The 17,418-nt window shown below is 69.1% G+C and carries 13 protein-coding genes; 2 read left to right on the top strand and 11 right to left on the bottom strand.

All coding sequences use genetic code 11. The annotated features are described in order from the left end of the window. Positions 1 to 123 precede the first annotated feature (123 nt). From FMP39_RS34560 to FMP39_RS34550, 3 genes are all read right to left on the bottom strand, one after another. A complete protein-coding gene (locus FMP39_RS34560) occupies positions 124 to 477 on the bottom strand; it encodes a DUF488 domain-containing protein (protein ID WP_228558586.1) in 354 nt (117 codons plus the stop codon). 476 nt (positions 478 to 953) lie between these two features. Further along, positions 954 to 3,257: a hypothetical protein gene (locus tag FMP39_RS34555; protein ID WP_194858687.1), complete on the bottom strand. Its 2,304-nt coding sequence runs from the start codon at positions 3,255 to 3,257 to the stop codon at positions 954 to 956. Between the two features lie 56 nt (positions 3,258 to 3,313). Next, positions 3,314 to 3,784, bottom strand: coding sequence for an FBP domain-containing protein (locus tag FMP39_RS34550; RefSeq protein ID WP_141594258.1), 471 nt, complete (start codon positions 3,782 to 3,784; stop codon positions 3,314 to 3,316). Positions 3,785 to 4,188: 404 nt separating this feature from the next. On the opposite strand from FMP39_RS34550, the gene rsgA reads away from it, so the two are divergent. Beyond that, positions 4,189 to 5,280 carry a ribosome small subunit-dependent GTPase A gene (gene rsgA / locus FMP39_RS34545; RefSeq protein ID WP_141594257.1) on the top strand — a complete coding sequence of 364 codons (1,092 nt, stop codon included), beginning with the start codon at positions 4,189 to 4,191 and terminating at the stop codon, positions 5,278 to 5,280. 113 nt (positions 5,281 to 5,393) lie between these two features. After that, a complete protein-coding gene (locus FMP39_RS34540) occupies positions 5,394 to 6,761 on the top strand; it encodes a TAXI family TRAP transporter solute-binding subunit (protein WP_141594256.1) in 1,368 nt (455 codons plus the stop codon). A 57-nt stretch (positions 6,762 to 6,818) separates the two neighbouring features. On the opposite strand, the gene FMP39_RS34535 is transcribed toward FMP39_RS34540, so the two are convergent. The 8 genes from FMP39_RS34535 to FMP39_RS34505 form a co-directional block, all read right to left on the bottom strand. Then, positions 6,819 to 8,918, bottom strand: a complete 2,100-nt coding sequence (locus FMP39_RS34535; protein WP_141594255.1) for a spermidine synthase — start codon at positions 8,916 to 8,918, stop codon at positions 6,819 to 6,821. 381 nt (positions 8,919 to 9,299) lie between these two features. Beyond that, positions 9,300 to 9,800, bottom strand: coding sequence for a hypothetical protein (locus FMP39_RS34530; RefSeq protein ID WP_141594254.1), 501 nt, complete (start codon positions 9,798 to 9,800; stop codon positions 9,300 to 9,302). Positions 9,801 to 9,813: 13 nt separating this feature from the next. Further along, entirely contained in the window at positions 9,814 to 11,424 is a 1,611-nt protein-coding gene (locus FMP39_RS34525; RefSeq protein WP_141594253.1) for a hypothetical protein, read from the bottom strand. Positions 11,425 to 11,539: 115 nt separating this feature from the next. After that, on the bottom strand, positions 11,540 to 13,999 hold the full coding sequence (thrA, locus tag FMP39_RS34520) for a bifunctional aspartate kinase/homoserine dehydrogenase I (RefSeq protein WP_141594252.1): 2,460 nt from the start codon (positions 13,997 to 13,999) through the stop codon (positions 11,540 to 11,542). Positions 14,000 to 14,158: 159 nt separating this feature from the next. Continuing rightward, a complete protein-coding gene (locus FMP39_RS38515) occupies positions 14,159 to 14,290 on the bottom strand; it encodes a hypothetical protein (protein ID WP_011552355.1) in 132 nt (43 codons plus the stop codon). Positions 14,291 to 14,398: 108 nt separating this feature from the next. Then, positions 14,399 to 15,424: an inorganic phosphate transporter gene (locus FMP39_RS34515; protein WP_090489748.1), complete on the bottom strand. Its 1,026-nt coding sequence runs from the start codon at positions 15,422 to 15,424 to the stop codon at positions 14,399 to 14,401. Continuing rightward, the gene (locus FMP39_RS34510) at positions 15,425 to 16,051 is read right to left on the bottom strand and encodes a DUF47 domain-containing protein (protein ID WP_141594251.1); all 627 of its coding nucleotides are present in this window, start codon (positions 16,049 to 16,051) and stop codon (positions 15,425 to 15,427) included. A gap of 215 nt (positions 16,052 to 16,266) precedes the next feature. Beyond that, entirely contained in the window at positions 16,267 to 17,277 is a 1,011-nt protein-coding gene (locus FMP39_RS34505; protein ID WP_141594250.1) for an NAD(P)-dependent alcohol dehydrogenase, read from the bottom strand. Positions 17,278 to 17,418: the final 141 nt, after the last annotated feature.

Here is a 17,418-nt window from a genome sequence, read left to right as displayed (position 1 = left end):
GCTGCCTCAAGGCGCCGCTCCTGCTGCTGCTCGGCGGAGAGCCGGCGAGGCTGCCAAGCCATGGGAAGTGCACCTCCTCACGAACTCAACAGCATCGCTCTTAACCTCACTCCCTGAAGCTCATTAGTGCGTCCGGGCCGCTTCCGCTTCGATGAGCCCGGCCAGAATCGTTCGGTGGCAGACCTGTTCGAGGATGCAATCCTTTGAACAGAGGAGGGTCACCGTCTCACCCTGCCGCACTCGCCTGGCGAGCGCGGTGATGGCTTCGTGCTGCGACGCCATCTCCTGGAGGTACCGCTCGCGGTAGGCATCCAGGGTGATGGGGGTGCGCCCCTTTCCATAGAATGCGTCGAAGAGCTCCGGGCTGGGCGCCAGGTTGCTCTGCCACGCGTCCCACGTCTCCTTTGCCTTGGGCAGACCTCGGGGCCGGTAACGGCAGATGAGGACGCGGAAGCCGTCATCTGGCTCCGCTGGCACACACCAACGTTTGGTTTTGAGCGGCATCGCCGGGCAACCCTGAACCGGAGGGACGGTATTCCATTCGCGGTGGACCGGATTTCTTACTGGGACGGAAAGGGGGCCGGCCCCGTTGGCCCGGGGTGATGTCCCCAAGTGCTTGGAAATGCTGGCCTCGGGGCTTGGATCGGCGGCGGCACGCGCCCTGCTATGGGGTGATGCAGCAGCGTGACGGGGCAGCACGGGCGGCGGGCAGGACGGGGCAGTACGGCGGTATGCAGCACGGGCGGCGGGCAGGACGGGGCAGCACGGCGGTACGGCGGTACGAGGCAGTACGGGCGGTATGCAGCACGGGCGGCGTGAGGGTCGGGCGTGGCGTAGCAGAACGGGCATTGCAGTCCGTTTCAGTCGGACGGCTCGGGTGTGTGGGATGGGCGAGTGGGAGCCGGTCCTCAGCGAAGAGGACATTCGCGAGGACCGGTTCGACTCAACATCGCTCAGAGATTGAAGCCCACGTTACCGACAGAGATGCTCGGTCCGAAGATGAAGGACCATTTGCTCGACGGAACGACCGGGTCCAGCGTGGGGTCTCCTCCCGTGCGACGTCGGATGTCTCCGCGGAACTCGTAGGCCAGCCACGCCTGCGCACCGACGGCAGCGCCCGGACCAATCGGAACGCGCAGACCCAGGCCCAAGACGACCGCGAGCGTCGGCGGGAATTGGATGTCACCCGACTGAGGCACGAGCCCCAGTCCCATCAAACCCGCTTCGATTCCCAGCAGGCGTTCCTGGCCTTCGTTGTTCAGCAACGCCAGTCGCGACACGACACCGAAGTTGATGGCGAGCTGCCCGGTGGGCTCGGTGGCGCGGTAGAGGCCCGCGGGAATGGCGGCTGTCGTGTAGAGCCGGAAGAGGCCACCGGTGACGATGGCCGTCCACTGCGCGGAGGGCAGGCCGGTACGGTCCGTTGTGCTCAAGGCGTAACGGGACTCGTCCGCCACGTGGGAGACCTGGACGGTGATGCGGTCGTACTGCCCCAGGTTGCCCGGGACGGGGATGTCGCGCTGCTCTCCCTGCGGACGCAGGAACATCCGCTGCTCGACGCCGCTCTCCCCGCGCACCGAGCCATCCGGCTTCGTGACGCTGATGCGGAGCAGGACCTCCTGGTTCCCATCCTCCGGCTTCAAGCGCTGGCGGTACACGATGACGCGACAGGTGTTGCGCATCTCGTAGGGAATCCGGTGGGGGCGGCTGGGCTCCAGTCGCTGGTCCTTGCCGTCCTTGTCCGCGCAGACGAACTCCACCAGGTTCTCGATGCGGGCGGGCACGCTGGCTTCGCGCACCACGCGTTGGAAGCGCTCATCCACCATCGCCAGGTCGGTGGTGGCCAGCTCCGCGGGCAGCGTGGGAAGCCGGTATCCGAAGCGCAGCACCACGAAGGCGCCTGGCGCAGCCTCGCCCTGGATGAAGGTGACGGACTCCCGCGTCGTGACGCTGTAGGCGCCAGGCAACGGCTCCAGCACGAAGCGTCCCAGGCCGGCGTTGGACGCCATGTTCACCTCTGCGGGCCGGTTGGTCGGGATGAAATCGATGGAGCCAAGCCCAGGCAGCTCCAAGCTGGCCCGGGGCGCGGGCAGGGGCAGCGTCTTCGCCGTCTCCGAAGCCACCACCGTTCCATCCTGCCGCGACGTCAGCGCGGTGATGGTCACCTGCTGATCGGACGTGCCGCCCGTGCGCAGCATCACATAGGTGCCCTCCGCCAGCTTCACCACGCGCTCCACGCGGACGCGCAGGCCGTTGACGGTCCACACCAGGGTGCGCGGGTCATGGGCGCAGACTGGATCCAACCGGACCACGAGCGCGGAGTTCTCCGCGCCACGCAGCACCGAACCCTCCACCGCCGTGAGCGGACACGCCAGCACGGACAGCGTGGTGGTGATGACCTGGTCGAGCGCGTCGCCCCGCGAGAAGTAGACGCGTGGCACCAGCCGCGCGCGCAGCGTCACCGTGGCATCCACGCCCGGGACGTTGCGCACGGAGATGAAGCCTTCGGCGGGTTCGCAGCGGGCGATGCCGCAGTCGGCGGTGGCAATCGCCTCGGAGTGGCTGACGGGGACGCTGCCCGGCCCCTTCGACACGTCGATGCCGTTGGAGAGCACCAGGGGCTCGGTGAGGATGGTGCGGCCGGGGCGGATGCGGAGCGATTCGGGGTCCACCAGGTTCCCGAGGGCGTCGTAGGTCTTCACGTCTGGCCCGACGCGGCCGTAGGGCGGAATCCAGTACAGCGACGTGTCCGTGGGCAGGCCCTGCGGCACGGGCACCGCGCAGTCCGCGAGTCCCCGGGGCTTGGAGGGGGACAGACAGACGTCCTGCCCCTCCATGGCGGGGCGCTCCGGCTCGCCGCGCGGCTTGCCCGACCACGCGACGCCCACGTTCAACAGTCCCACGCCGCGCAGCTCCAGGCGGCCTTCGTCCGGATAGAAGGAAGTCCCCGAGAAGTCGATGCGCGGCAGCGGCCCGGTGGCAATCACCGTGACGATTCGTTCACTGGTCGCGCACTGCGCAGGGGTGTCGGCGACCTTGAGGTCCTGCGTGCGCGTGTTGTCATCCGGCCTTGCGGGCGGAAGCACGGAGCGACCATCCGGGCCCAGGCTCCAGCCGTTGCGGACCGGCCCGCAGACGACACCCTGGGCCAGCACTTCCACGGGGCGGCCACCCTCCGGCACTTGCACGACGGGAGCGGCGGCGGCGAGCCCCGCAGCCAGCAGCGAGGCGAGAACGACGAGGCGGACAGGGGGCATCACTTCGCTAAAGAGCGAAGGATGCCGCCACGGTCAAGCCCGATTGCCCGGCGATATCAAGCGGCGGGCTGCGCCTCGATGCCCAACGCCTCATGCGCGAAACGAAACATTCGTTCATTGAGCTTTCCGAGAAATTCAAGCGGATGCCGGCCGGAGCGGTCCGCCGCGTCCTCCATCTTCTCCCTGCACCGGAGGTCGGCGCAGAGGTTCACCCCCACGCGACGCTTGTTGTCCACCGCTGTGGTGAGCAGGCACACCTCGTGAGCCGAGCCGTAGCTGTGGCACCACTCGCACATGCGAGTGACGGGCTCGCCGCCCAGGGCGTCCCGGCGGAAGATGATGCCAATGGGCTTGCGGCTGCCCGGCGCGGAGAAGATGAGGTACACGCGCGCGCCGGACGTCTCCGTCCAGGCGAGGTAGTCACGCACGAAGAGCGGGAAGGTGATGCCCGAAGGCATCTCGATGACTCGGCGGTCTCTGGGGCGGAAGGATTCGATGAGCGCCCGGTCGTTTTCGAATCGGAACACGGCTGCTCCTTGGAGAACATCAGCCCCTAACAATGGGGTGTGTCCGTTTCCACCAGAACCCACCTGCCAGGCGGGCGCTCGCCCGGTGCGGCATGTGTTCGGCGCGCTGTGCTCCCTGGACGGTCGGGCGCTGGCGGCGGTTCTGCACACGTGGCCATTCCCCGCCGCCCCGCGCCGGGATAGACATGCCGTGCCGGGCGGTGGTGGCCACCGCCCTTGAAACCCTCTGGAGGCATCGTGAACTCGCCCCTTGTGCTCGACGCGGTGGAAGTCCTGTTCGCCTCGAGGGCGCAGGCCGCCTAGCTGGCCGCGAAGGTCTGACACAGCGCGGCCGTGCGCTCCTCGGGGTGCCCTGAAGAACCAGGTGCGCCATTGGCACCGCTCTGTCCGGAGTCCTTCCAACCATGTCGCTTGAAACCCTCGGCTGGGGTCCAGCCTTCGAACACGCATTCTCCACGCTCGTCTCGCAGTCCCCGCTGTCCCTCGTCCCTGGCCGCGTCGTGCGCCAGCATCGAGGGCTGCTCACGGTCCAGACGGCCACGCGCACCCTGTTGGCGCGCACCGCGGGCCGGCTTCTCCATCAAGCCCCCGGCGTCGAGTCCCTGCCCACCATCGGTGACTGGGTGGCGCTTCAGCTCCCCGATGGGGACGGCGAGGCGCTGCTCCACGCGGTGCTGCCTCGCTCCAGTGTGCTCGCCCGGCGCGAGGCGGGCAGTGAGCGCGACGGGCAGCTCATCGCCGCCAACCTGGACGTCGTGGTCCTCGTCGCGGGACTGGACGGCAACTTCAATCCCCGCCGCATCGAACGGGCGTTGGCGCTGGCGTGGACCAGTGGCGCCTCGCCCGTGGTGGTGCTCACCAAGGCGGACCTGCGCCCGGACGCGGATTCGCTCGTGGCCGAGGTGGAGGAGCTGGCTCCAGGCGTACCCGTGCTCGCGCTGAGTTCCTGGACGGGGGAGGGCATCGAGGCCCTTCGCGCGCAGCTTCCGGCCGGGAAGACGGGGGCGCTGCTCGGCTCCTCCGGTGTTGGCAAGTCCACGCTGGTCAACCGGCTCCTGGGCGAGGCGCGGCTGCTCACCCAGGCGGTCCGCGCCGAGGACGACAAGGGCCGTCACACCACCACGCACCGGGAGCTGTTCGTGCTCCCGGGCGGCGGACTGCTCATCGACGGACCCGGCATGCGCGAGCTGGGGCTGTGGGGCGAGGATGACGGCAACGGCATCGGCCAGACGTTCACCGACATCCTCGAGCTGGCCGCCGACTGCCGCTTCACGGACTGCCAGCACCAGCGCGAGCCCGGGTGCGCGGTGCGCGCGGCCGTGTCATCGGGGGCCCTGCCCGAGGCGCGGCTCGCCAGCTACGAGCGGCTGCGGCGCGAGCAGGCCTACCAGGTCCGTCAGCGCAGTGCGTCCGCGGAGCGCGACCATCGGCGCCACGAGCGCAGCAAGACGTTGATGGGCTGGGAGGCAACGCGCTCCAAGCGTCGGCGGGACTGAGACGTCCTTCCCTCAGGAGGCGGGTAGAGTGACCGCCTTCTGACTGCCCGGCCGCCCCACCGGCGGCCGGGCCCCGTGGCTAGCGCGCGCCGTGTCTATACTCCGCGCCCATCATGAAGAAGGACTCGCTCAAGGCCCGCCTGCGTCGCACGTTGCGGTGGGACCTCTGGATGACGCTGGGCCCCGCGCTCGTCATCGTCAGCATCGCGTTCGCCGTCACGTTCTACTTCGTCAAGCCCGCGCCGCCGAAGAAGCTCGTCATCGCCGCGGCTGGAGACGAGGGCGGCTTCCGGTACTTCGCGCGCAAGTATCAGGAGATTCTCGCGAAGCACGGCGTCACGGTGGAGATTCGTCCCACGGATGGCTCGCTCACCAGCATCAAGCTGCTGGAGGACGAGCGCTCGGGCGTGGACGTGGCCTTCGTCCAGAGCGGGACGTCCGACGCCACCAAGGCGCCGCACGTCGTATCCCTGGGAAGCCTCTCCTACGTGCCGTTGTGGGTCTTCTACCGGGGGCCCACCATCGACGACCTGAACGCCCTGCAGGGCAAGCGCATCGTCGTGGGCCCCGAGGAGAGTGGCACGCGCGCCCTGTCCATGAAGTTGCTGGAGGCCAACGGCGTGGGCGCCGCGCCCACGGAGCTCTTGAGCCTGGGGCGCGACGAGGCCATCGAGCAGCTCAAGCAGGGCAAGGTCGATGCTGTCTTCATCGTATCCCCAGCGGAGTCACCGCCCGTCCAGCGGCTCGCGCGGGTGCCGGACATCAACCTCCTCAGCTTCTCGCGGGGCGAGGCCTACGTGCGCCGCTTCCCTTATCTGTCCCGGCACGTGCTGCCGCGAGGCGTGCTCGACCTGGCCGCGGATGTGCCAGGCCGCGACGTGGTGATGTTGGCGCCCACCGCGAACCTGGTCGCCACCGATGCGCTCCACCCGGCGCTGGCCTACCTCTTGATGCGCGCAGCCAGCGAGGTCCACGGCAAGGCCGGCATCCTGGACCGCACGGGCGAATTCCCGGCGGCGCTCGAGGCGGGCTTTCCGTTCAGCAGCGAGGCGCGCCGCTACTACGAGTCCGGCGTTCCGCTCCTGCACCGCTATCTGCCGTTCTGGGCCGCCAACCTGGTGGACCGGCTCTGGGTGATGCTGGTGCCCTTCATCGCCGTCCTGGTGCCCCTGGGCCGGGTTGCGCCGGCGCTGTACCAGTGGCGCGTGCGCTCGCGCATCTTCCGCTGGTACGCGCGGCTGAAGGAAATCGAGCTCCAGCTCGAGGAGGGCCCGGGCCGGGAGATGTTGGAGGAGATGCTGCGGCGGCTCGACGAGGCCGAGCGCGAGGTGAACCGCATCCCCATGCCCCTGGCCTACGCGGAGAACCTCTACTTCTTCCGGGAGCACGTCGACGTCGTCCGTCGCCGCCTCACCCGGCGCATCGCCGAATCCGGCGAGCCCTCGTCCGAGGTGCTCACGGCCCGGGAGAAGACCGCGTAGCCGCCGCGGCCACAGGGCGCTTCCGGGGCTTGCTCGGAAGCGCCACCAGGCCGTGGGTCAGTGCGCGAGCGCGTGCAGCAGGTTGACGTAGCTGTCGGACCAGACGCGCCTGTCCTTCAGCTCGGGCGGCGTGTCCACCGGCTGGAAGGGCAGCTCCTGGGTGAGGCGGGCCACGACGTCGCTGTTGGCGCTCATGGCGAACCAGACGCTGGGTGAGCGGCCCGACGCCAGCTCCTCGGCGGTGAGGCGCTCCGTCTGGTTCACGAGCCCCTGGACCCGCAGCTCCGTGCTCAAGCGGGTGAGCACGGGGACCAGGTCGAAGAGCCGGCTGGAGACATGGAACAGCAGGAGCCCCTCCGGCGCGAGCTTCCGGAGATAGAGGCTCAGCGCCTCCCGGGTCAGCAGGTGCGTGGGGACGAAGTCGCTGGAGAACGCATCGAGGACGATGACGTCGTACCCGCCGTCCTTGGCTTCCTCCATGCGAAGGCGCGCATCCCCCGCGAGGACGCGGAGCTCCGCCTGGCTGGAGCCGAGCATGCTGAAGTGCTGGCGCGCGAGCCGCTCCACCTCCGGGTCCAGTTCGTAGAAGTCCCAATGCTCGCCGGGGCGGCCATACGCGGCGAGGCTGCCGATGCCGAGCCCCACGACGGCCACGCGCTCGCGCGGAATCCGTTCCGAGGCCAGCACCCGGCCCACCGCGGAGCCCCGGTGGTAGTAGGAGAGGGGCTCTCCTCGCTCGTCCGGGTGGAGGTTCTCCACGCCGTGGACGGTGCTGCCGTGCTGGAACAGCCGCAGGCCCTCCGCGTCCTTGACGGTGTAGAGGCCGTAGAAGGTGCGCGAGCCTTCGATGCGCCCGCGCGCGAGCATCCACCCGGAGAGCACCAGGACCGCGACGACGAACAGGGCGGCTCCGCTCGATACGTAGGGCGCCAGCTTCGGGACGGGCATCCCCTGGCCCCGGCGCATCATGTCCCGCGCCGCCAGTCCTCCCAGCAGGAGCAGGCCGGTGATGCCGTGGTCCAGGTACGGGAGCGCCAGCGAGCCCAGCGTCAGGGGAACGACCAGGGCCAGCAGCAAGGTGCCCACCAGACCGCCCAGCGAGACGTGCAGATAGAACGAGCCCAGCAGGCGCGGGTCCGACGGGCGGCACCACACGAGGTTGCCATGCATCAGCAGGCAGCCCACCCAAAGCACCGCGCTGTGCAGCACCAGGGACGGGAGCGACGTCTGCGCGCGTGCCAGCGCGAAGAGGGCCGCGCCCGCCGCGACGGCGAGGCTCCCCAGCGCGAGCCGGTTCAACCCCGTGGGCGTGGGGGGCCGCTTCGAGAAGCAGACGATGAGCGTGAGCAGGTACAGCGAGAGGGGGAGGATCCACAGCAGCGGGATGGAGGCATCCAGCGTGAGGACGTTGGTGACCGCGAGCAGCAGCGCATTGGCGCTCGCGGACAGCAGCAGCCAGGTGATGCGTGAGGCGCGCGGGGCGCGGGGCGCAGGCTCGGTCCGGGCCGCTGGCTCGGACGTCGTGCTTCCCCCGGCAAGCGCCGGGCGCACGCGCTGGATGCAGAGCAGCGCGAAGACGACGAACGCGCCGTAGCCCGCGTACCAGACGACCAGCTGTTCCTGGATGTCGAGCGCCGGCTCCACCAGGAAGGGGAAGGTGAGCAGCGCCGTGAGCGCGCCCGCGTTGGACGTTCCGTAGAGGAAGAACGGGTCACCCCGAGAGGGATGCTCCGTGCGGGTGAACCAGCCCTGGGCGACGACGCTCGTCGTCGACAGGGCGAGGAACGGCAGCCCCAGTGACAGCGTCAGCGTGAGCAGGATGGCCGCCACGGGGTGCAGCTCGAAGAGGTGCAGCCGGAACGGGAAGACGACCACCGCGAGCAGCACGAAGCCCAGATGGGCCCAGCGGTAGCGGCCCTGGTGCGCGGCCACCGCGACCCGGCTCGAGTAGAAGTAACCGAGCAGCAGCACCGCCTGGTAGAACACCAGGCACGTCGTCCAGATGGCCGCGCTGCTTCCGTAGGAGGGCAGCAGCAGCCGCGCGAGGATGAGCTCCACCTGGAAGAGCAGGAAGGAGCCGAGGAAGACCCAGAGGTGGAACAGCGTCCCTGTGAGGCCGTGGGTCGAGGGCTTCGGGGCGGGAAGGTCGGTCGTCATCCTGGGAGCCACTCGCGAAGGCCCATACGCAGCGTGTGTGTGTGGCCGTGTGGGCGGAGCATCGCTCCAGGCGGCCCGAAAAAAAACGCAGGGGTGCCTCAAGGTTTTCGGCGCCGTGCGTTTTGAATTTCGAAGTGGGGATGGGGAGGAAGCAAGCCCGGGGGGGCTGTTGCTTCCAGAGGGGGAGGGCGCGCCGGAGTCGGGCCGCGCAGTCATTGGGAGCACGTCGAGGGGGCGTGCTCCCAATGTTTTTTTCTGGAGCTCTCGTCTGAGTGGCTCACGTGGCGGGGAGTGCGTCGGGGGGCGCGCTCCCCGCTGTGTTTTTTCAGGGGTCTGCTTCGGCGGGGCCCGGTCTCCCGGGCCCCGGCTGTACCCGCCGGACTACTCGGCGTCGGACGAGGGCATGACCTTGATGGGCTGCCCGTCGTCGCCCGTCACCGTCGTGCCTTCGGTCTTCTGCTGCGCCGCCGTGGGCGTGCCCACCGCGAAGCTGAACACCCGCGACAGGTGCGCGCCGCGGAAATCACCCGTGACGGTGACGACGAGGTGAGACTGCCCTTCACCCGGCGTGAAGCTCACGTCGAACTCGGACACGGCGTCCGGGGTGAAGCTGCCACCCGACACGGGGGTGGCGGAGCTCTTCACTTCCAGTCCGTCCACGCCGGAGAGGCTGACGTTGACGTCGGTCGCCGGCGCGTCGAAGCGCAGGGAGACGCGGGCCTGGTCCTCACCCAGCTTCGCGTCCACCTTCACGGGCGCGCCGGCCTTCGTGGTGTCCGAGCTGTCGCTGGGCGTGGGGTTCGACTTCGACGGGGAGGTGCAGGCGACCTGCGCCGTGAGCGCGAGGAGACTGGACAGGGCTGCGATTGCCTTGAGGTTCATGTGCGCTCCGGAATCACTGGCTGGTGATGGAGAGGGTGGGGAAGGGACTGTAGTTACCGGTCGTCTCCTTGAAGCCGTACACGACGACGACGTACCGCGCGTCCGCCTGGGTCGGGATGCTGACCGTCTCCGCACCGATGTAGCTGATGTCGGACTCCGCCAGGCTCCGGCCCTGGCCGAAGACTTCGATGCCCACGTCCTGCGACGCATGGGACGCGCTGAGCGTCATGTTCCGGCCCGTGCCGGTGAAGACGTAGTACTGGTTCTGCTCGCGCTTGTTGTAGTCGAGCCCGCCCACCAGCGGCACTTCGGTGGTGTACGGGATGCCCGGCACGTTGGTGTAGATGGCGCGCAGCGGGGTGTCCCCATCTCCGAAGTCCGAGGAGATGGACCCGATGTTGTAGTGGGCCAGCAGCTGGTACACGTCCGCGGTGCTGACGCCGGGCTGGGCGTTGAGGCCGTTGATGAACGAGCCGATGGTGGTCAGCGCGGGCGTCGACTTCTGCGGGCCGACGAGCACGTCGTAGAGGATGCCCAGGTCGTACGACACCCTGTCGTACGACTCGTTGGTGCCGGAGTCGTACAAGTCATAGAGCAGCCGGAAGACGCTCATCTCGGAGAAGGCGCCCTTGCGCGGGTCGTCGGTGCTGGACGGCTCGCTCTCCGCGTCGAAGCCGAAGGCGGCCAGCGTCGAGCCGCTCCACATCGTGTCGACGTAGATGGGCTCCGGCAGCAGGATGCTGGCGAGCGCGTTGCCATAGCCCTCGCCGAAGGCGAGGCGCGGGTCCAGGATGTCACCGCTGGAGTGCGGTCCGCCCGGGCTGTCCGCGCGCGACAGGTTGGCCTCGAAGTAGTGCCCCCACTCGTGGACGATGACGTGGGCGTCGAACTCGTCGGTGTCCACGCCGTCCCGGCCGAGCACGTAGATTTCATTCTCCGCGAAGGAGAAGTGCGACGTGCCGATGCGGCCCTGCGGCTTGCTGCCAGACTGGGGCACGTTGTTCGGGCTCCAGTTCACCTTCAGCAGCGGGAAGTTGACCGGGCGCACGTCCATGAAGGCCCGCGACGCGGTGTACATGCTGTCGAGGATGGCGAAGGGCGCCGCGATGCGCCGGCTGGCCGTGTAGCTGGTGCCCGCCCAGCCGTGGGTCGCGTGCAGGTCCTTGGTCGTCACCGTCGTGGTGATGTCGCCACCCAACGCCCAGATGGCGTTGTTGTCGGTGTTGTCCTCAATCTGGATTTCGGGCTGGGTCGTCTTGGCGAGCGCGACGACCGTTAGCGCGCCGCTGCCAGACGGCCTGTACGTCAGCGTGTAGCGGCCCTCTTGGTCCGTCGTTCCATCGACGAGCACCCGCGTCCCCTGTCGCACCTGGACGACTGCGTTGCGCACGGGTCGCTTCTGGGCCTGGTTGAACTCCAGGGTCCCCCGCCGCGTGGAGGGAGAGTAGACGGCCGGGACGAAGTCGTACGTCACCGTGCCGCTCAAGGTGACGGGGTCGCCCAGGGGACCGTTGTCCCCATCATCATCGTCATCACCGGGACACGCAGTTGTCAGCGCCAGGGTGAATGCGAGCGCCAGCACCTTGCAGGTGAGGTCTCGGGTCGGCTTGCGAGTCACGTCCATTCCGTTCTCTCCCCCTTACCCCTCGCGGATTCGAGGGCAGGCGGGGCATTGTCGACAAGTCCGCAGCCAACTTCAAACGGACATCGGCCGCGGACCTGTCGGACCGGGCGTCAACTCAGGGGAGCGGCCCGTCGACCAGGCGGAGCACGTCCGCCAGCACGCCAGCCGCTGTCACCGCGGCGCCCGCGCCGTAGCCGCGAATCACCAGCGGTGTGGGGCTGTAGCGCTCCGAGGTGAAGCTGAGCGCGTTCTCTCCGCCCTTCACCGCCGCCAGCGGGTGCGTCAGGGGCACCGGCACGAGCCCGACAAAGCAACCGTCCTCCGTGACGCTGCCCACGTAGCGTAGCACCTTGCCCTCCGCGCGGAGTGCCTCCACGCGGCGCTGGAAGGCGGCGTCCACCTGGGGGAGCCGGGCGAGGAAGTCATCCAGCGGCCCGGTGGCGTCGAAGTCCGACGGCAGCAGGGAGTCCAACGTCACCTGCTCCAGCTCCACCTGGCGGCCCAGCTCGCGGGCGAGGATGAGCACCTTGCGCGCCACGTCGGTGCCGTGGAGGTCGTCGCGCGGGTCGGGTTCGGTGAAGCGCTTCTCCATGGCGGTGCCCACCGCCTGCGACAAGGGGACGCCTTCCTCCGTCAGGCCCAGGATGAATGACAGGGAGCCGGAGAGGATGCCTTCCACGCGCAGCACCCGGTCTCCCGTGCGAAGCATGTTCTTCAGCGTGTCGATGACGGGCAGCGCCGCGCCCACGTTCGTCTCGTAGAGGAAGCGGCGTTGGTGACGGGAGGCCGTCTCGCGCAGCTTGCGGTAGTGGCTCCACTGGCCGGCGTTGGCCTTCTTGTTGGCGGTGACGACGTGGAGCCCCGCCTCCATCAGCGACGGGTAGGCGAGCGCGATGTCCTCGCTGCTGGTGCAGTCCACGAAGACGGGCCGGCCCGGCCGCTTCGCGCGGGCCCAGTCGCGGAAGGCGTCCAGGGGCGCGCCGTCGCTGCTGGCCGCCAGCCGCTGCTTCCAGTCCTCCAGGGGGATTCCCTCGCTCGCCGTCGCGACGCGCTTGCTGTTGGCGATGACGCAGACGCGCAGGTCCACGCCGTGGGCGCGCAGCTTGGGCGCCTGCTGGTGGACCTGCTTGAGCAGCTCGCCGCCCACGCTGCCCACGCCGGCCAGCAGCAGCTCCACGACTTCCGTGGTGCCGAAGCACCGACCGTGGACATGGGCCAGGGCGCGGGGACCGTCCGTCTCCGCGATGACCGCGGAGATGCTGCGCTCGCTGGAGCCCTGCGCGATGGCGGCGATGCTGCAACCCACGTCCGCCAGCGCGCTGAAGAAGGTGCCCGCCACGCCCACGCGGTGGCGCATGCCATCACCGACGATGCTGAGCACGGCGAGCCCGCGCTGCTGCTCGATGGTGTCCACCTTGCCCGCCGCCCGCTCCATCTCGAACGCGACTTCCAGGGCCTGGACGGCGCGCTCCGCGTCCGCCTGCTGGACGCAGAAGCTGATGGAGCATTCGCTGGAGCCCTGGGTGATGAGCACCACGGAGATGTTGGCGAGGGCCATGGACTCGAAGACGCGGGCGGCGGTGCCCGGAACGCCCTTGAGTCCCGCGCCGCCCAGGTTCACCAGGGCGATGCCGGGAAGGAAGGAGAGGCCGCGCACCGGGTGCTCGGGCGGTGCGGCGTCGTCGGTGACGCGGGTGCCCGGGTGGTCGGGGCGGAAGCTGTTGCAGACGCGCACGGGGATGCCGCGCTCGCGCGCGGGCGCAATCGTCTTGGGGTGGAGCACCTTGGCGCCGAAGTAGGCCAGCTCCATGGCCTCCTCGAAGCTCACCTCGGGCAGCGGGAAGGCTTCTGGCACCAGCCGCGGGTCGGCGCTGAAGATGCCGTCCACGTCCGTCCAGATCTCCAGCAGCTCCGCGTCCAGCGCCGCCGCCGCCAGCGCCGCCGAATAATCCGAGCCGCCCCGGCCCAGGCACATCGTCTTGCCCCGGGTGTCACCGCCGAAGAAGCCCGGCATCAGCATCAACCCGGGACCGCCGGCCTCGCGCAGCGGCGTGAAGCGCGCCCGGGTCTCCTCCTGGAGCGGCGTGGCCTGGAGCGGGTCCCCCGCGCAGAGGATGACGTCCCGTGGCTCCACGGCGTGCGGCTCCAGTCCGCGTGCGTGCATCAGCGCGCCCAGAATCAGGCACGCGGCGCGCTCGCCCAGTCCGGACAGGTGCGCGAGCACGGAGGGCGAACATTCCCGCAGCAGCCCCACGCCCTGCAGCAGCCCGCGCAGCTCCGAGGCCAGCGTGGAAAGTCCCTCTTCCAGCGAGCGCAGCCGCGCCTCCCCCAGCTCCGCCGCCAGCTCGCGGATGATGCCGCGGTGGACGTCCTCGAAGCGGCCGTGGAGCGACTCCACCGGCTGACCTTCCTGGGCCGCGCGGGCCGCGTCCAACAGGAGGTTGGTGATGCCGGACACGGCCGAGGCGACCATCATCACCCGCGTCTCCTTGCGCGCCGCCGCGGCCAGGTCCGCCACGCCGCGCATCCGCTCGGCGTTGCCCACGCTCGTCCCCCCGAATTTCATCACCCTCATGAGCGCACCTCCGCGCGGAAGGCGGCGAGGCGAGACGGCGGGTTCGGCGGCGTCGACTGCGGGGAGGGCTGCATGTCGGGGCTCCTGCGGCATGTGAAAACAAAAAAGCCCCGCGCCGGAGAGCGCGGGGCCGAGCTGGAAACCAAGGTGGTTCCGTCGCTAGACCACCCGCGCCCGGCGGGGAGTCGTCGTGGTCGTGGTGGTGGTGGTCAGCACGGTCGTCAGGACACACGCGCGGGCGAGGAACGTCGTTCCTTCGCGCTGCACGTGCTGGCCGTTGACGCCGTTCATGAAGGGAAGGCTGGCCGAACTTGCCGCGGCAAGTCAAGCAGGGGACCCGGCAGGTCCATGCGTGACGGGGAAGGGCTCGCGGAGGTCAATGCGAGCCCTCCCCGGCGTTCAGCTTGCCAGGCGCATGACCACCTGGGTGAGTCCGTAGAAGACCACCGCGGTCAGCGCCGCGGCCGGGATGGTGACCACCCAGGCCCAGATGATGCGGCCGGCGACGCCCCACTTCACCGCGCGCCAGCCCCGGGTGGCGCCCACGCCAACGATGGCGCCGGTGATGGTGTGCGTGGTGGACACGGGGATGCCCAGCTGGGCCAGCGCGATGATGGTGACGCCGCCGCCCGTCTCCGCGGCGAAGCCGCCGATGGGCGCCAGCTTGGTGAGGCTGTGGCCCATGGTGCGGACGATGCGCCACCCGCCGAAGAAGGTCCCCAGGGCGATGGCCGCGTGGCAGGAGATGATCATCCACCAGTCGATGTGGAACGGCCGGTCCTTCCAGATGGTGCCGAAGAGCACCACCGCGATGATGCCCATCACCTTCTGCGCATCATTGGTGCCGTGGCTGTAGGAGAAGATGGCGGACGACACGAGCTGCAGCCGGCGGAACCACGAGTCCACCTTCAGCGGTGTCTGGCGGTGCACCGCCCACGTGCTCAACACCATCAGACCGATGCCCAGCGTCATGCCGATGAGCGGCGACAGCACGATGAAGGCGGCGATCTTCGCGATGCCCGAGCCCACCAGGCCCGCGAAGCCGAGCACCGGCAGCGTGGCGCCAATCATGCCTCCGGCCAGCGCGTGCGACGACGAGGAGGGCAGGCCCCACCACCACGTCAACAGGTTCCAGACGATGGCGCCCATGAGGGCGGAGAAGATGACGGCGAGCACCGCGCTGGGGCCCTGAGCCCGGAGCATCTCGAAGTTGATGATGCCCTTGCCCATGGTGTTGGCCACGTGGACGTTCCCGCCAAAGGCCGCCACGAAGTTGAAGAACGCGGCCCAGGCCACGGCGAGGTTGGGGGACAGCACTCGGGTGGAGACCACGGTGGCGATGGAGTTCGCCGCGTCGTGGAATCCATTTATGAAATCGAAGATGAGTGCGACCGCGACAATGAGGATGACGGCGGCGAGTAGCATTTAGCTGTGCTCCAGCACCACGCCTTCGATGACGTTCGCCACCGACTGGCACTTGTCGGTGGCGGTCTCAATGAAGTCGTAAATCTCCTTCCACTTGATGATGAGCAGCGTGTCCGCGCCGCTCTTGAAGAGCCGGCCGACGCCCGAGCGCAGGGCATCATCCGCTTGCGCCTCCAGGCGCTTGATTTCCTTGCACCCGGCGAGGATCTGCTCCGGCTTCTTGATGAGTCGCAGCGCGGCCACCACTTCCTGCACCTTCTGCGTGGACAGCACCAGCAGGCGTGCCAGCTCCGTGGCGTCCGGCAGGCTGGCCGGGATTTCGTAGTAGTGCAGGCGGGCGGCGGCGGCGTTGGTCAAATCCAACACGTCGTCGATGCGGGAGAGCAGGGTGTGAATCTGCCCCCGGTCGAATGGGGTGATGAACTGCTTGTGCAGACGGTTGAAGGCGGTGTGGGTGACTTCGTCCCCACGGTGCTCCGCGTCCTTGAGCGCCTGGACCCGCGGGCCGACGTCGCGGTAGTCACTGAGCAACTCGTAGAGCATCTTCGCGCCTTCGACGGTGACGGCACATTGCGCATCGAAGTCGTCGAAGAACTCGTCCGACTTCGGCATCAGCTTCTCGAGCATCCGTCCCTCCAAGTCGCCTGAGGGCAGGCGACGCCGTTCTTGAGGGCGGTTGACATGTCTGTCACGCACCCTTGGCGCGCCCGTGACTACCCTAAGTGGAGAGAATCTCCAGCCTTCCTTTCTGCTTGCCTGTGGCTTCCACCCTCGCTAGGGCGCGCCCGCCGGAGGCAGAGGGGGGGAGCCAGGGCTGGCCACCTTGCTCGCGGTCCGGCCGCTCAGACGGCGATGACAATCTTCCCGAAGTGGGCGCCGGACTCCATGTAACGCAGGGCCTCGCGCGCCTGCTCAAAGGGGAAGCTCCGGTCGATGACGGGCTCGAGACGGTGCTGGGTGAGGAGCCGGTTCATGTCCTCGAACATGGCGCGGCTGCCCACGTAAGTCCGCTGGACGTCGAGCTTCTTTGACTCCACCAGGGCGGAGTCCGGCTTGGCGAAGCCGCCGCTGAGCATGCCGATGAGGGAGATGTGGCCCCCGGGCTTCGTGGCTCGGACGGAGTGGGGGAACGTCTGTTCGCCGGCCACCTCCAGGACGTGGTCCACGCCCTGGCCGCCGGTGAGCGCCAGCACCTGTTCCTCCCAGTCCGGGTGCTTCTTGTAGTTGATGGTGCCATCCGCACCCAGCGTCCGGGCGTGCTCCAGCTTCGCGTCCTGGCTGGAGGTGATGAGGACGCGCGCCCCCAGCGCCTTGGCCAACTGGAGCGCGAAGACGGACACGCCGCCGGTGCCCTGCGCCAGCACCGTCTGGCCCGGCTGGAGCCGGCCCTCGGCGACCAGGGCGTTCCAGGCGGTGACGGCGGCGCACGGGAGCGTGGCGCCTTCCTCGAAGGACAGGTGGTCAGGGAGGAGGACGAGCCCCTCCGCGTCCACGACGACGTACTCCGCGAGCACGCCATCCACGCTGCCACCCAGGGCGTTCCGCGTCTTCTCCGGCGAGGCCGGGCCGTCCGTCCATGTCTGAAAGAAGGTGGGGGCCACGCGGTCTCCCGGCGTCACATGTGAGACGCCGGGGCCCACTGCCACGACTTCTCCGGCGCCGTCCGACACGGGGATGAGGGAGGCAGGGCGCGGTCCGGGATAGCGGCCCAGGGCGATGTAGAGGTCCCGGTAGTTGAGGGACACCGCGCGGATCCGGACCAGCGCCTGGCCGTGGCCCGGCGTGGGCTCCGGCCGCTCCACCTGCACCCATGCGTCGGCGCTCCCCGTCTGCTGCAGTTCGTAGGCTCTCATGCGGGCATGACTATCCACGGACCGTCAGGGCGGCCAGACAACCCTGTGGGAAGGGCTCGCTGGCTGGGTGGATTTGCCCGGAGTGAAATGGTTCGCCATGGGCGCCTGCCCGGTGGCCAGGGAAGAGGGGCGGCAAGGGGG

The organism is Myxococcus sp. AB056 (genome assembly GCF_006547365.1).
Taxonomy (GTDB): domain Bacteria; phylum Myxococcota; class Myxococcia; order Myxococcales; family Myxococcaceae; genus Myxococcus; species Myxococcus virescens.
The sequence above is the reverse complement of the archived record's forward strand: the minus strand, read 5'-3'. Positions and strand labels throughout refer to the sequence as shown.

What these genes read in the sequence shown, in the direction of transcription:
- FMP39_RS34540 (WP_141594256.1), top strand. Translation starts at nt 5,394, where the DNA reads ATGAAGAAGGACTCGCTCAAGGCCCGCCTGCGTCGCACGTTGCGGTGG.
- FMP39_RS34535 (WP_141594255.1), bottom strand. Translation starts at nt 8,918, where the DNA reads ATGACGACCGACCTTCCCGCCCCGAAGCCCTCGACCCACGGCCTCACA.
- thrA (WP_141594252.1), bottom strand. Translation starts at nt 13,999, where the DNA reads ATGAGGGTGATGAAATTCGGGGGGACGAGCGTGGGCAACGCCGAGCGG.
- FMP39_RS34555 (WP_194858687.1), bottom strand. Translation starts at nt 3,257, where the DNA reads ATGCCCCCTGTCCGCCTCGTCGTTCTCGCCTCGCTGCTGGCTGCGGGG.
- FMP39_RS34515 (WP_090489748.1), bottom strand. Translation starts at nt 15,424, where the DNA reads ATGCTACTCGCCGCCGTCATCCTCATTGTCGCGGTCGCACTCATCTTC.
- FMP39_RS38515 (WP_011552355.1), bottom strand. Translation starts at nt 14,290, where the DNA reads ATGAACGGCGTCAACGGCCAGCACGTGCAGCGCGAAGGAACGACGTTC.
- FMP39_RS34510 (WP_141594251.1), bottom strand. Translation starts at nt 16,051, where the DNA reads ATGCTCGAGAAGCTGATGCCGAAGTCGGACGAGTTCTTCGACGACTTC.
- rsgA (WP_141594257.1), top strand. Translation starts at nt 4,189, where the DNA reads ATGTCGCTTGAAACCCTCGGCTGGGGTCCAGCCTTCGAACACGCATTC.
- FMP39_RS34505 (WP_141594250.1), bottom strand. Translation starts at nt 17,277, where the DNA reads ATGAGAGCCTACGAACTGCAGCAGACGGGGAGCGCCGACGCATGGGTG.
- FMP39_RS34530 (WP_141594254.1), bottom strand. Translation starts at nt 9,800, where the DNA reads ATGAACCTCAAGGCAATCGCAGCCCTGTCCAGTCTCCTCGCGCTCACG.
- FMP39_RS34525 (WP_141594253.1), bottom strand. Translation starts at nt 11,424, where the DNA reads ATGGACGTGACTCGCAAGCCGACCCGAGACCTCACCTGCAAGGTGCTG.